Below are 14,099 nucleotides of genomic sequence, written 5' to 3' on the forward strand. Positions count from 1 at the left end.
CGTCTGTTCCGGGTGTCGTCCTGTCCGGTGTCCGCTGCTACGGCGTCGTGCGCTCCGCCGCCCCTGCTGTGGTGCGGGAGCTCAGCTGGCGATGCGGAGGCTGCGGCCGCGCTTCTCCGCGTAGATGGCCTCGCGGTCGTCCTCGGTGAGCCCGCCCCAGACGCCGTAGGGCTCGCGCACCTTCAGGGCGTGCTTGCGGCACTGCTCGATGACGGGGCACGCGCCGCAGACGGCCTTGGCGGCGGCGTCGCGGTTGCGGCGGGCCGGGCCGCGCTCGCCCTCGGGGTGGAAGAAGAGGTCCGGGTCCGCCTCGCGGCATGCTCCGTCGAGCTGCCACTCCCAGATGTCGGCGATCGGTCCGGGAAGGCGAGAGATCTCGGCCATGGTGCGCTCCCTGCTGGCGTGATGGTCCGGTGCGACGTGCGACGACCGGGTGGGCGACGCCGCAACCGTACAAGCGCGTCAGAGGTTGTTCAAGCCCCTTCGCGCCGAAAGTTGTTCACGTCGCTCCTCGTGAGCGTGCCATCGCCCGGAGTGGGGGTTGTTCACGGGCTGTCCGGGCGTCCGCGGCGACCCGATCGAGGCGAAATCCGGTCGGGAACTCTTCACTCCCGGGTCGCGACGCGGTCAGCTCGCCGGTCGGGTCGGCCCCCCGGAGCGCGCCGCAACCGCGCCAGAACCGCGCCGCGCCTGCGTGGTCGTGGGGCGGAGTGGCGCCGCGGAGGGCGCAGGGCACAATCGAGCCGTGTCGTCGCCCCCAGGTGCGGACGCGTCGGAGCAGCCGCGCGTGACGCTGACCGTGGCAGCCGTCGCGCGTCGGCTCGGCGTCGCCCCGGCCACCCTCCGCACGTGGGACCGCCGCTACGGCGTGGGGCCCTCCGAGCACACCGCCGGCGCCCACCGGCGCTACTCCGCCAGCGACCTCGCCCGCCTCGTCGTCATGCGCCGCCTCACCCTGGAGGGCGTCGCGCCCGCCGAGGCCGCCGCCATCGCCAGCTCCGCGACGGCAGGCGACGCCGACGCCGCCCTCGCCGAGGTCACGTCCGTGCCGCGCTCCCTGCTGGAGGCCGCGGTCAGCGACGCAGCCGCCGTCTCCAGCACCGTCGACGGCGCGCTGGAGCAGGAGGGGGAGGACCCCGCGGCCGCCGACGAGGCCCCGGGCGAGACCGACCCCCGCGAGCAGCGCCGCCCGGAGCGGCTGGTGCTGCCCCTGGACGCCCCCACGGCGGCGCGCGAGCTCCTGCGCAGCGCCGACGCCTCCGACGTCCACGAGACGGCGGAGCGGGTCGCGGCCGCCGTCCGGGAGTTCGGCACCGCCCGCGCCTGGGACGAGGTGCTCGCCCCGGTCCTCGCGCAGGCAGGCCCCGGCCGCGGGCTCGTCCTCGGCTGCGCGACGTCCGTGCTGCAGCAGTCCGCGCCGCTGGTGGCCGCCGCCGCCGCCGCCAGCGGGCACCGCTGCGCCCTCGTCGCCACCTGCGAGGAGGACAGCGGCGGCCTGCCCGTGCTGGCGCTCGCCACCGCGCTGGCCGAGGCGGGCCTGGGCTCCCGCTCCCTCGGTGCCCGCGTGCCCCGCCGCGTCGTCGCCGCCGCCGTGCGCCGCTCCGCCCCGCCGGTGCTCGTCCTGCACGCCCAGGACGAGGCGGCGGCGCCCGCCCAGCTCGAGGAGCTGCTCCTCGTGCGCCCGGCGCCCCTCGTCCTGCTGAGCGGGCCCGGCTGGCAGGGCGTCCCCCGCGGCGGTCAGCACGCGGGCAGCGTCGCCGACGTCGTGCGCGCCGCCGTCGACGCCGTGCGCCGCTGACCTCCAGTCGCTGGTCCCGGGCGCCGACCCGTCCGGGAGGGCTCCGTCCGGCGGGGCATCCGGGTGCTCACCGGCGCCGGTCGACGGGATGTGGTATTACGCCCCTCAGGTCGGCGGACGGACGTGCCGACACTTCTGGTGGTGCCACCCGTGCACCGGCAGGACCACGGAAGGTCCGGCTCCACCAGGCAAGGAAGAGGTACACGGTGGCAACCGTTCTCGTCGTCGACGACCTGCCGCTGGCCCGCGAGGCCATGCGGCGGATGGTCGCAGCAGTTCCTGGGGTGACCCGCGTGGTCGGGGCGTCCTCCGGCGAGGAGGCGCTCGCGCGCTGGCCCGTCGAGCGGCCCTCGCTCGTCATCATGGACGTGCGCATGCCCGGCATCGGCGGGGTCGAGGCCGCGCGCCGGCTCCTGGCCCGCCACCCCGAGGCCAACGTGCTGATGGCCACCATGGCCGAGGACGGCGACGGGGTCGCCCGGGCGGTCGCCGCCGGCGTGCGCGGCTACCTCGTCAAGGACGTCTCCCGCGAGGAGCTGGCCACCGCCGTGCTGCAGTCCCTCCAGGACGTCTCCCGCCGCCGTGGCGCCCCGCGGGCCCGCACCGTCATGACGGGGCGCGCCCCCAGCCTGACCGAGCGGGAGTCGCAGGTCCTCGTCGGCATGAGCCGCGGCCGCAGCAACGCCGAGATCGGCCGCGAGCTCTTCCTCTCCGAGGACACCGTCAAGACGCACGCCCGCCGCCTCTTCCGCAAGCTCGAGGCCGCAGACCGCGCGCAGGCCGTCGCTGTGGGATTCCGCTGGGGTCTCGTACGGTAGGGGCGTGGGCCTCTGGGGCGACCCGGCCGGGACGGCCGGGCCTGACAGCGAGACGCAGGGCGGGGACGGTGTAACACCGACCCGCCCTGCGGCGATGTCAGGGGTGGATGCCGGGGGGCTCCAAGCACTGGCGACTCGCGCTCTCACGGGGGATCAGGGCGCGGTCGCCGACCTCCTGGCAGCGGTCCGCCGCCTCGTCCATCGATACTGCCGGGCTCGGCTCGGGCGCATGCCCGGTGCCGATCACGCCGCGGAGGACGCGGCACAGGAGGTCTGCATCGCCGTGCTGACGGCCCTGCCTCGCTACCGCGACACCGGTCGCCCGTTCGAGGCCTTCGTCTACCGCATCGCGGCCAACAAGGTGGCCGACGTGCAGCGGCAGGCCTACCGCGCCCCGATGCCGACCGACGAGGTGCCCGACGCGCCGACGACCGCGCCGGGCCCCGAGCAGTCCGCCCTCGACGCCGCGGACGCCCGGGCCGTGGCCGGCCTGCTGGACCAGCTCCCCGAGAAGCTGCGCGAGATCATCACCCTGCGCGTGGGTGCCGGCCTGTCCGCCGAGGAGACCGGCCGCGCCCTGGACATGACCGCGGGCGCCGTCCGCGTCGCCCAGCACCGCGCCATGCAGAAGCTCAAGCGCCTCGCCGCCGAGGACCGCAACCTGCAGGTGACGTCGTGAGCGCCGCCCCCGAGACGCACGGCTCCGCGGCGCCCTCCGTCCCGGAGCTGCTGGAGACCGACGCCCTGCTGGACCGGCTCGCCGGTCACAGCGCCAGCACCGCCGACCTGGAGCAGGCGGTGGCGCGGATGCTGGACGCCTACGCCCGCCACGCCGACCCGGAGACCGCCGGCGTGCCGCTGCCGCCCCCGCTGGACATCCCCGCGACCCTCGCGCCGGAGGCCCTGCCGCACCCCGGGCCCCGGGTGCTGCTCGCCCACCGCCGCATGCTCAGGACCCTCGGTCGCGGTGCGGCCGCGGCCGCGGCCGCGCTGGCCATCGCCGGCGGCAGCGCCGCGGTCGCCGCGACGCCGCCCGACCGGTCCCAGGTGCAGGCCGTTCCCGCCGTCGGCGCTCCCGTCCACGGCGCGACGATCGCCATCCTGGGCATCGGCGACCGGCTCGACGCGTTCGGCGACCCCCTGGCCATCACGGAGCAGCAGGCCGCGGTGAGCATCCTCGACCGGCTGCAGATCGCGGTGCAGCAGGGCCAGGCGGAGAAGCCCGAGGTCGCCATCGCGCAGGTCCGACGGCGTCTGCTCGCCGCCGGAGCGGACGCCGAGGTCCTGCGGAAGGTGGACCGGCTGGCCGCGCAGGTGCAGGAGCCGACCGCGCCCGTCGGGCCCTACGCCCCCGGCGTGGTCCCCGCACCGCCCGGCCAGGCCCCGGCCGGCGAGTCCCCGCTGGTCGTCGGCCGCCCGACGGCACCCACGCCCGCTCCGACGACGCCCGCCCCCGCGACGCCGACACCGACGTCCACCCCGACGGCGACAGCGACGCCGTCGGCTCCGACGACCGAGCCGACGACCGCGCCGACGCCCGTGCCGACGGCCTCCGCGCCGACCGCCCCGCGTCCCGGCGGGCCCGGCTCCGGGGACTCCGGGCCGACCCGGCCCGTGCGCCCGGTGCCGAGCGAGCCGACGGCCCCGGTGCCGAGCGAGCCGACGGCCCCGGTGCCGAGCGAGCCGACGAGCCCGGTGCCGAGCGAGCCGTCGAACCCGGTCCCGCCGAGCCCCGTCCCGCCGAGCCCGACGCCGACGAGCCCGACGAGCCCGGGGCAGCCGACGCCGACCGAGCCCGCGACGCCCCCCTCGCCCCCGGTCGGGGACGGCGCCACGACCTCACCGCCGGTGCCCGTCGACCCCGGCGCACCGGGCACGGGCGGTTCCGGGCAGCCGGGGCCGCCCCCGTCCGGGCCGGACCGGGCGAGCTCCGCCCCGCCCGAGGGCGCCGCCTCCCTGCAGGTGCCGCCGGCGCCGCCCGTGGTCGGCCCGACGCCGCCCGCGGCGCCACCCGTGCCGGAGCCCGACCCCACGCCCACCCCGCACGACGCCCCCGCCCAGGAGGCACCCCTGCAGGTGACGCCCGTCGCGGAGGCACCTGCCGAGGAGCCGCCTGCCGAGGAGCCGCCTGCCGAGGAGCCGCCCGCCGAGGAGCCGCCGGCACAGGCGGCCCCCGTGGACGACGGCTCGGCGACGGCGCCCGGAGAGCCCTCCACCACGCCGTAGCATCGACACGTGACCTCGCGCAGCGACTCCGCAGACGTCCAGGCCGGCTCTCCCCAGACCCCCCGGGCCACCTCCCCGTTCGGGATGCTGGGCCTCACCTACGACGACGTTCTGCTGCTGCCGGGCGAGTCCGACGTCGTGCCCAGCGAGGTGGACACCTCCAGCCGCGTCTCCAAGCGGATCACGCTGCGGATGCCGCTGCTGTCCTCCGCGATGGACACCGTCACCGAGGCGCGGATGGCCATCGCCATCGCCCGGCAGGGCGGCCTCGGCGTGCTGCACCGCAACCTCTCCGCGGAGGAGCAGGCCTCGCAGGTCGACCTCGTCAAGCGCTCCGAGTCCGGGATGGTGAGCCAGCCGGTCACGATCGGCCCGGACGCCACCCTGGCCGACGTCGACGTCGTGTGCGGCCGCTACCGGATCAGCGGCGTCCCCGTCACCACCCCCGACGGCACGCTGCTCGGCATCGTCACCAACCGCGACCTGCGCTTCGAGTCCGACTTCACGCGCTCGGTCCGCGACGTCATGACGCCCATGCCGCTCGTCACCGCCCCCGTCGGCGTCTCCAGCGACGAGGCGATGGCCCTGCTGCGCCGCCACAAGGTCGAGAAGCTGCCCATCGTCGACGCCGACGGCAGGCTCACCGGCCTCATCACCGTCAAGGACTTCACCAAGCGCGAGCAGTACCCCCACGCCACCAAGGACCCCGACGGGCGCCTGCGCGTGGGCGCGGCGATCGGCATCTTCGAGGACGCCTGGAAGCGCGGCATGCTGCTGGTCGAGGCGGGGGTGGACCTCCTCGTCGTCGACATGGCCCACGGCCACTCCCGCGCCGTGCTGGAGATGATCTCCCGGCTGAAGTCCGACCCCGCCGCGGCCCACGTCGACGTCGTCGGCGGCAACGTCGCCACCCGCGACGCCGCCCAGGCGCTCGTGGACGCCGGTGCGGACGGCATCAAGGTCGGCGTCGGGCCGGGCTCGATCTGCACCACCCGCGTCGTGGCCGGTGTCGGCGTGCCGCAGGTCACCGCCATCCACGAGGCGTCGAAGGCGGCCCGCCCCGCCGGGGTGCCGGTGATCGGCGACGGGGGCCTGCAGTACTCCGGCGACATCGCCAAGGCGCTCGTGGCCGGTGCGGACACCGTCATGCTGGGCTCCCTGCTGGCCGGCTGCGAGGAGAGTCCCGGCGAGCTGGTCTTCATCAACGGCAAGCAGTTCAAGTCCTACCGCGGCATGGGCTCCCTGGGTGCGCAGCAGACGCGCACCGGGGCCCGCTCCTTCTCCAAGGACCGCTACTTCCAGAACGACGTCGGCAGCGACGACCGCTTCATCCCCGAGGGCGTCGAGGGCCAGGTGCCCTACCGGGGCCCGCTCTCGGCGGTCGCGCACCAGCTCGTCGGCGGGCTGCGGCAGTCGATGTTCTACGCCGGTGCCCGCTCGGTGCCGGAGCTGCAGGCCAGGGGCCGCTTCGTGCAGATCACCGCGGCGGGGCTGAAGGAGAGCCACCCGCACGACATCCAGATGACCGTCGAGGCGCCCAACTACAGCAGGCGCTGAGCCCGGCGGCGCCCCGGCCCGTGGATCCCGGGCCGGGGCGCGCTGGTCCGGCCGGGGTGCGCCGGGCACGGGGCACCCCCCGGCGCGGGTAGCCTTGGCCGGTGCACGAGATCGAGATCGGCCGCGGCAAGCGCGGACGCCGCGCCTACAGCTTCGACGACATCGCCATCGTCCCGAGCCGTCGCACCCGCGACCCCGAGGACGTGTCGACGAGCTGGCAGATCGACGCCTACCACTTCGAGCTCCCGGTGCTGTCCGCGCCGATGGACTCGGTGGTCTCCCCGGCGACCGCCGTGGAGCTGGGCCGCCTCGGCGGGCTGGGCGTCCTCGACCTCGAGGGCCTCTGGACGCGCTACGAGGACCCCGAGCCGCTGCTCGAGGAGATCGCGGCCCTGCCCCCGGGGGGCGCCACCGCCCGGATGCAGCAGATCTACGCCGAGCCGATCAAGCCCGAGCTGATCGTGGCCCGCCTGGCCGAGGTGCGCGCCGGTGGCGTCACCGTCGCCGGCGCCCTCTCCCCGCAGCGCACCCAGGAGCTGTGGAAGGTCGTCGTCGACGCGGGCGTGGACCTCTTCGTCATCCGCGGCACCACCGTCTCCGCCGAGCACGTCTCCGGCAGCGCCGAGCCGCTCAACCTCAAGCGCTTCATCTACGAGCTCGACGTGCCCGTCGTCGTCGGCGGCGCCGCCACCTACACCGCGGCCCTGCACCTGATGCGCACCGGCGCGGCGGGCGTGCTCGTCGGCTTCGGCGGCGGTGCGGCGCACACCACCCGCAAGACCCTCGGCATCCACGCCCCGATGGCCAGCGCGGTGGCCGACGTCGCCGCGGCCCGGCGCGACTACATGGACGAGTCCGGCGGCCGCTACGTCCACGTCATCGCCGACGGCGGCATGGGCACCTCCGGCGACATCGTCAAGGCCGTCGCCTGCGGGGCGGACGCGGTGATGCTCGGCGCGGCGCTGGCCCGGGCCCAGGAGGCCCCCGGCGACGGCTGGCACTGGGGGCCCGAGGCCCACCACGCGGTGCTGCCGCGCGGCGAGCGGGTGCGGGTCGGCACGGTGGCCTCCCTCGCGGAGATCCTCAACGGCCCCGGGCGCTCCGCCGACGGCACCACGAACCTCATGGGCGCGCTGCGCCGCTCCATGGCCACCACGGGCTACTCCGACCTGAAGGAGTTCCAGCGCGTGGAGGTCGTCGTCTCGCCCTACCAGCCGACCTCCTGAGGCCGCCCCCGTGGATCCCGAGAAGCACTCCTGGTACGTCCCCGACCAGTCCGGCCGCACCGCGCTGGTCACCGGCGCCAACGGCGGCCTCGGCTACCACGTGAGCCTGGAGCTGGCCCGTGCCGGCGCGCGCGTCCTGCTCGCCTGCCGCAACGCCGAGCGGGGCGAGGAGGCGCTGCGCCGGCTGCGCGCCGAGCTGGAGCCGTCCGGGGCGCCCGTCGCCGCGGAGCTGCTCCAGGTGGACGTGGCGGACCTGACCAGCGTCCGCCGCGCGGCCGCGGAGGTGGCCGAGCGCGCCCCCGTGCTCGACGTCCTCGTCAACAACGCCGGGATCATGGCCACCCCGCGCTGGGAGACCCCCGACGGTTTCGAGGGGCAGCTCGCCACGAACCACCTCGGCCACTTCGCCCTCACGGGACTGCTGCTGCCGTCGCTGCTGGCGGCACCGCACCCGCGCGTGGTGAGCGTCGCGAGCATCGCCCACTGGTTCGGCCGCCTGAAGCGCGGGGACCTGATGTGGGAGCGGAACTACTCGCCGTGGGCCGTCTACGGGCAGTCGAAGCTGGCGAACCTGCTCTTCGCCTCGGAGCTGCAGCGCCGCGCCCGCGCCGCCCGCACCCCGCTGCTCAGCCTCGCCGCCCACCCGGGCATCTCCAGCACCGAGCTGTTCTCGGTGGGGCCGCGGATGTCCGGCAGCAGGGCGTGGAAGCTCGTCCAGGAGGGCGGCATGCGCCTCGTCGCCCAGCACCCCGCCCAGGGCGCCCGGCCGCTGCTGCGCGCCGCGACGGACCCGAGCGTGGCGGGCGGGGAGTACTTCGGCCCCGACGGCCCCTTCGGGCTGCGCGGCGACCCCCGCCGCACCCGGGCGATGCCGTGGGCGCGGGACGCCGAGGGCGCGCGCTGGCTGTGGGAGCGCTCCGCGGAGCTGACCGGCGTGGACTACGCGCAGCTGCAGCCGGAGGACCTCGCCGCCTGACGGGCGCGCCGGCCCGATCGTCCCCGCCCGATCACCGGCGCCCGTGCCAGGACTCCCACAGCGCCGCGTACGAGCCCCCGCGCCGCAGCAGCTCCTCGTGGGTGCCCAGCTCGCTGATCCGGCCCCGCTCCACCACCGCGATGCGGTCCGCGTCGGAGGCGGTGTGCAGCCGGTGCGCGATCGCCACCACGGTGCGCCCGGCCAGCACCGCCGACAGCGACCGCTCCAGGTGCCGCGCGGCCGTCGGGTCCAGCAGCGACGTCGCCTCGTCCAGCACCAGGGTGTGCGGATCGGCCAGGACCAGCCGCGCCAGCGCCACCTGCTGCGCCTGGGCGGGGGAGAGCGGATGCCCGCCCTCACCCACCACCGTCCCCGCCCCCGCCGGCAGCCGGTGCACCCAGCCCGCCGCGTCCACCGCGCGCAGGGCCGCTTCCACCTCCGCGTCGGCCGCGTCCGGGCGGGCCAGCACGACGTTGTCGCGCAGCGTGCCGGCGAAGACGTGCCGCTCCTGCGTCACCAGCGCCACCTCCCGGCGCAGCCCGTCCAGCGGCAGCCCGGTGACCTCCGCCCCGCCGACGCGGACGCTGCCGCCGGTGGGCGGGGCGATGCCCGCGATGAGCCGCCCCAGGGTGGACTTGCCCGCGCCGGAGGGACCGACGACGGCGAGGCGCTCACCGGGGCGCAGGTCCAGGTCCACCCCGTGCAGGACGTCCGCACCGAGGGAGCCGTCGGGGCGCGGGTAGGCGTAGCGCACGCCCTCGAGGCGCACCTCGCCCCCCTCGGGCACGTCCGGGCGCTCCGTGCGGTCCGGCTCGACCTCGCGGAGCCCCACCACCCGGGCGAAGGACGCCTGCCCCACCTGCAGCTGGTCCCACCACATCAGCAGCTCCGTGACGGGGCCGACGAGCTGGCGCAGGTAGAGCACGACGGCCGCCACCTCCCCGGCGCTCGCCGAGCCCCGCAGCACGAGGTGCCCGCCCCACAGCAGGGCGACGACGACGGGCAGGGAGTACGCCAGCTCGATGCTCGGGAACCAGCGGGTCCGCAGCGCCAGGGTGCGCCGCTCCGCCGCGCAGGTGGCGCGCAGCACCTCGTCGAGCACGCGGTCGCGGTGCGGGCCGAGGGCGAGGGCGTCGACCGTGCGCGCCGCGTCCGCCGTCTCCGCCAGGGTGCTGTTCAGCCGCGCCCAGCAGGCGCGCTCGGCGAGGTAGGCCGCGGGTGCCCTCCGCAGGTACCAGCGGGTCGTCAGCACCAGCCCCGGCACGCCCACGAGCATCGCCAGCGCCACCAGCGGCCCGGCCAGGAACGCCGCGCCGGCGGTGAGGAGGGTGGTGAGCGACGCGACGAGGATGCGGGGCGCGCCGTAGCGGACGGTGTGGCTGAGGGCGTCGATGTCGTTGGTGGTGCGGGAGACGAGGTCCCCGGTGCCGGCGCGCTCCACCACGGACAGCGGCAGGCCCGTGGCCCGCTCCAGGAACTCCTCCCGCAGCCGTGCGAACACCTGCTCCGCGAGCACCAGGGAGCGCAGGTGCGCGGCGCGGACGAGGACCGTCTGCGCGAGGACCGCCACCAGCAGCAGGGCGACGGTGCGGTCGACGTCCGCCGGGGACGCCGCCCCGCGCCCGGAGGCGGTGAGGGAGTCGACGAGGTCGCCGAGCAGCCACGGGCCGGCGAGCCCGGCGACGGCCGCGGCGGCGTGCAGTGCCAGCATCCGCGACGCCGGGCGGCGGTGCAGGCGCACCAGGGCGCGCACCTCGTCGCGCACGGTCGCCCGGGCGGCCACGGGCAGGGCGGTGCCGCTCACGCCCCGGCCCGCCCGCAGCCGGCGCGGCGGGGCGCCGGTGGCAGCCGCGGTGGGGGAGCGCCGCCCCCGCGGGTCACGAAGTCGCGGTAGCCGTCGACGCGCAGCAGGTCCTCGTGGCGGCCGGCCGCGAGCAGCCGGCCCCCGCGCAACCAGTGCACCTCGTCGGCGGTGGCCAGCACCAGCGGGCTCGCCGTGGTCACGACGGTGGTGCGGCCGGCGCGCTCGGCGTGCAGCCGCCGCGCGATGCGGGCCTCGGTGTGGGCGTCGACCGCACTGGTCGGCTCCACCAGGACGAGGACGTCGGGATCGCGCAGCACGGCGCGGGCCAGGGCCAGGCGCTGCCGCTGCCCGCCCGAGAGGGACCGGCCCCGCTCGCTGACGTCGCCGTCGAGGCCTCCGGCGACGAGGTCGAGCACGTCCTCGGCGGCGGCGACCCACAGGGCGGCCAGGACGTCGGCGTCGGGGTGCTCGCCGGTGGGGTCCACCTGCTCGCGCAGGGTTCCGCTGAACAGCTGCGCGTCGTCCTCGGCGAGCAGCACCCGGCGGCGGACCTCGGCCAGCGGCAGCTCGCGCAGCGGCACCCCCGCCAGCAGCGCACCCGGGCCGGGGTCGGTGTCGTCGACGCGGGCGAGGCGGCGCGCGAGCGAGGCGGCGTCCTCGGGCGGGTCGGCGACGACGGCGGTGAGGCGTCCCGGTGCCGCCCGCAGCCCCGTGGCAGGGTCGGCCACCTGTGGGGCGCCGGAGGGCGGGGCGGCCGGTCGGGCGGGCTCGCGCACGAGGGGCTGCACCCGCAGCAGGGTCACGACGCGGCGGGCGGCGACGAACGCGCGGGAGTACTTGTCGGCCGTCTCCACGAGGGTCCGCAGCGGGATGGTGAGGAACGCCGCGTAGCCGTACAGGGCGACGAGCTGCCCGGGGGTGATCTCCCCGCGGAGGGTGGCCCGGGCGCCGCCCCAGACGAGGGCCGCCACGAGCAGGCCGGGGGCGAGGACCTGCAGGCCCTCCAGCGCGGACTCCCACCGGGCCACCCGCACCCCTGCGCGCCGGACCTCCTGGGAGCGGTCGCGGTAGCGGCGGGTGAAGACCTCCTCCCCGCCGATGCCGCGCAGCACCCGCAGGCCCGCGACCGTGTCCGCCCCCAGGGAGGTCAGCTCCCCGGAGAGGCGGCGCTGCTCCCGCTGGCGCTCCTGCAGGGGCCGCACCGCGCAGACGAGGACCAGCACCACGGCGGGCGTGCCGAGGAGGACCAGCAGGCCCAGCGGCACGGAGGTCCGCAGGACGAGCACGGCGACGAGGGCGATCGCCAGGACGGAGCCGGTCGCGCGCTGCGTGACGTCGTAGGCGTCGCCGAGGCGGGGGGCGTCGGAGGAGGTCCCGGCCAGCACCTCGCCCACCGGCACCTCCCGCGTCAGCGCGGTGCCGGCCGCGCTGGTGCGCCGGCCGAGCTGCTGGCAGACGCGGAAGCGGGCGGTGAGGCGGTTCGCCACGGCGCAGCGGTGCCGCATCACCGCGGCGGCGGCCTGCACGAGCGAGAGGGCCAGCACGACGCCGCACCAGCGCAGCAGCTCACCGGTGCCGAGCACCACGGCGTCGAGGGCCCTGCCCACCACGGCGGGGAACACGGCCTGGCAGAGCATCCACGTGATGCCGAAGGTCATGCCCGCGGCGAGCGTGGCGCGCTGCTGCCATCCGGTGCGCAGCAGGAAGTGCGCGGGGGAGCGCAGGTCGGCGGGGCCCGGGTCGTCCAGGGGCAGGGCGCGCACGTGCAGCCACGGTAGTGAGGACGCTCTCCCGGGGCCATGCGGTTTCCGGCCCGCGGGCGCAGGGCCCGGGCGCTCAGCTCCCGGGGAGGTCGTGCCCCTCGTCCCGCGGCCCCGCCTGCCGCAGCACCGCCCGCCGCTCCACGGGGCCGAGCCGGTCCACGTGGAGCAGCCCGTCGAGGTGGTCCACCTCGTGCTGCAGGCAGCGCGCCAGCAGCCCGTGGCCGGCGATCGAGACGGGGCGGCCGTCGGCGTCGGAGCCGGTGACGCGCGCCGAGGCGTTGCGCTCGACCACCCCCGAGGCGCCGGTCAGCGACAGGCACACCTCGGCCGCGCGCACCGCGTTGCGGGGACCGGGGAAGGTGAGCCGCGGGTTGACGACGTGGGCGCGCACCCGCCGGCCGCGCTCGTCGGGGCAGTCCACGACGAACACCCGCGCGTCCACCCCGATCTGGTTCGCGGCCAGGCCGATCCCGCCCGCGGCCGCCATGCTGGCGAAGAGGTCCGCCACGAGGGCGTGCAGCGGCGCGCCGAACTCCGTGACCTCCGCGCACGGGGCGTGCAGTGCGGGGTGGCCGTGCTGGACGACGGGCCGGGCCGTGCCGCTCTCGCTCACCGCGGCATCGTACGAGCGGCCCCGCGGCGGCCCCGGAGCCGTTCGTCACCTTCCCGCTGCGTTGCGTTCGACGCGGTGTCGCCTGCGGAGGCACCCCCGGGTGTTGGCTGCCCGCCATGTCGCTCGCACACGATCGAGGTCAGCGTTCCCTGGCCGCCCGTCTGATGCCCGCCGGTGCCGCCGCCGGGCTGCTCGCCACCGCGCTGGTGGCACCGTCCGCCGCGGCCGCCCCCGGGCCGCAGGCGCTGCTGAAGCCGAAGGCCGCCGTGGCGCAGCTGGAGGAGCCCGTCGTGGTCGCCCACCGCGGCGCCTCCGCCTACCGGCCGGAGCACACGATCCCCGCCTACGAGCTGGGGGCGCGCATGGGCGCCGACTGGATCGAGCCCGACCTGGTGCCCACCAAGGACGGCGTCCTCGTCGCCCGCCACGAGAACGAGATCTCGGGGACCACCGACGTCGAGGAGCGCCCGGAGTTCGCCGCCCGCAAGGCCACCAAGGTCGTCGACGGGGGCGAGGTGACCGGCTGGTTCACGGAGGACTTCACCCTCGCCGAGCTGAAGACCCTGCGCGCGGAGGAGCGGCTGCCGGAGCTGCGCCCCCGCAACACCGCCTTCGACGGCCGCTACCAGGTGCCCACGTTCGAGGAGGTGCTCCAGGTCCGCGAGCGCCTCAGCGAGGAGCTGGGCCGCGAGATCGGCATCATCCCCGAGACGAAGCACTCCACGTACTTCGCCTCCATCGGCCTTCCGATGGAGGCCGAGGTCGCGCGGCTGCTGCGCGAGTACGGCCTCGACGACCCGGACGCCCCCGTCGCCGTGCAGTCCTTCGAGCTGACCAACCTCAAGGAGCTGCGCACCGAGCACCGGCTGCGGGCCGACCTGGTGTTCCTCACGTGGCACGAGGGCGCGCCCTACGACCTCGTCGCCGCCGGTGACGAGCGCACCTACGCCGACCTCGTCATCCCGTCGAGCCTGCGGGACCTCTCCCGCTACGTCGACGGCATCGGCCCGTCGCTGCAGATGACCTTCCGGTTCAAGGCCGACGGGTCGGTGGGCCGCCCGACGAACCTCATCCGCAACGCGCACCGGGCCGGGCTGACCGTGGTGCCCTACACCCACCGGCCGGAGAACACGTTCCTCCCCACGGACCTCCGGGTCGGGGAGGACCCGGAGGAGCACGGCCGGGCCGTGGACTGGGCCCGCGCGGTGTTCGAGGCGGGCGCCGACGGGCTCTTCAGCGACGCCCCGGACCTCGCGGACCTGGCGCGCGACGACTTCATGGCCGAGCAGGAGCGCGACGCGGCCTGAGCCGCGCCCTC

At 76.7% G+C, this 14,099-nt stretch carries 12 protein-coding genes; 8 read left to right on the top strand and 4 right to left on the bottom strand.

The window, feature by feature from the left end:
- Nucleotides 1-81: 81 nt before the first annotated feature.
- Entirely contained in the window at nucleotides 82-384 is a 303-nt protein-coding gene (locus CLV92_RS05410; RefSeq protein ID WP_104431784.1) for a WhiB family transcriptional regulator, read from the bottom strand.
- A gap of 403 nt (nucleotides 385-787) precedes the next feature.
- Between CLV92_RS05410 and CLV92_RS21900 the strand changes: the two genes are divergently transcribed.
- From CLV92_RS21900 to CLV92_RS05445, 7 genes are all read left to right on the top strand, one after another.
- Nucleotides 788-1,798: a MerR family transcriptional regulator gene (locus tag CLV92_RS21900; protein ID WP_158257135.1), complete on the top strand. Its 1,011-nt coding sequence runs from the start codon at nucleotides 788-790 to the stop codon at nucleotides 1,796-1,798.
- A 206-nt stretch (nucleotides 1,799-2,004) separates the two neighbouring features.
- Nucleotides 2,005-2,616 carry a response regulator transcription factor gene (locus tag CLV92_RS05420; RefSeq protein ID WP_104431786.1) on the top strand — a complete coding sequence of 204 codons (612 nt, stop codon included), beginning with the start codon at nucleotides 2,005-2,007 and terminating at the stop codon, nucleotides 2,614-2,616.
- Nucleotides 2,617-2,710: 94 nt separating this feature from the next.
- Nucleotides 2,711-3,295: an RNA polymerase sigma factor ShbA gene (shbA, locus tag CLV92_RS05425; RefSeq protein ID WP_104431787.1), complete on the top strand. Its 585-nt coding sequence runs from the start codon at nucleotides 2,711-2,713 to the stop codon at nucleotides 3,293-3,295.
- Complete coding sequence (locus tag CLV92_RS22785; RefSeq protein WP_104431788.1) at nucleotides 3,292-4,842, top strand: hypothetical protein; 1,551 nt, start codon at nucleotides 3,292-3,294, stop codon at nucleotides 4,840-4,842. Before shbA ends, CLV92_RS22785 begins: the two co-directional genes overlap by 4 nt.
- A gap of 84 nt (nucleotides 4,843-4,926) precedes the next feature.
- Complete coding sequence (guaB, locus tag CLV92_RS05435; protein WP_104431985.1) at nucleotides 4,927-6,399, top strand: IMP dehydrogenase; 1,473 nt, start codon at nucleotides 4,927-4,929, stop codon at nucleotides 6,397-6,399.
- 101 nt (nucleotides 6,400-6,500) lie between these two features.
- Complete coding sequence (locus CLV92_RS05440; protein WP_104431789.1) at nucleotides 6,501-7,625, top strand: GuaB3 family IMP dehydrogenase-related protein; 1,125 nt, start codon at nucleotides 6,501-6,503, stop codon at nucleotides 7,623-7,625.
- 10 nt (nucleotides 7,626-7,635) lie between these two features.
- Nucleotides 7,636-8,601 carry an oxidoreductase gene (locus CLV92_RS05445; protein ID WP_104431790.1) on the top strand — a complete coding sequence of 322 codons (966 nt, stop codon included), beginning with the start codon at nucleotides 7,636-7,638 and terminating at the stop codon, nucleotides 8,599-8,601.
- 31 nt (nucleotides 8,602-8,632) lie between these two features.
- On the opposite strand, the gene CLV92_RS05450 is transcribed toward CLV92_RS05445, so the two are convergent.
- The 3 genes from CLV92_RS05450 to def form a co-directional block, all read right to left on the bottom strand.
- The gene (locus CLV92_RS05450; RefSeq protein WP_245886439.1) at nucleotides 8,633-10,405 is read right to left on the bottom strand and encodes an ABC transporter ATP-binding protein; all 1,773 of its coding nucleotides are present in this window, start codon (nucleotides 10,403-10,405) and stop codon (nucleotides 8,633-8,635) included.
- The gene (locus CLV92_RS05455; protein WP_245886441.1) at nucleotides 10,402-12,168 is read right to left on the bottom strand and encodes an ABC transporter transmembrane domain-containing protein; all 1,767 of its coding nucleotides are present in this window, start codon (nucleotides 12,166-12,168) and stop codon (nucleotides 10,402-10,404) included. The genes CLV92_RS05450 and CLV92_RS05455 overlap by 4 nt, the downstream gene beginning before the upstream one ends.
- A 73-nt stretch (nucleotides 12,169-12,241) precedes the next feature.
- Nucleotides 12,242-12,781 carry a peptide deformylase gene (def, locus tag CLV92_RS05460; RefSeq protein ID WP_104431791.1) on the bottom strand — a complete coding sequence of 180 codons (540 nt, stop codon included), beginning with the start codon at nucleotides 12,779-12,781 and terminating at the stop codon, nucleotides 12,242-12,244.
- A 116-nt stretch (nucleotides 12,782-12,897) separates the two neighbouring features.
- On the opposite strand from def, the gene CLV92_RS05465 reads away from it, so the two are divergent.
- Nucleotides 12,898-14,088: a glycerophosphodiester phosphodiesterase family protein gene (locus CLV92_RS05465; protein ID WP_211290888.1), complete on the top strand. Its 1,191-nt coding sequence runs from the start codon at nucleotides 12,898-12,900 to the stop codon at nucleotides 14,086-14,088.
- Nucleotides 14,089-14,099 lie beyond the last annotated feature (11 nt).

This window comes from Kineococcus xinjiangensis (assembly GCF_002934625.1).
Lineage (GTDB): Bacteria > Actinomycetota > Actinomycetes > Actinomycetales > Kineococcaceae > Kineococcus_A > Kineococcus_A xinjiangensis.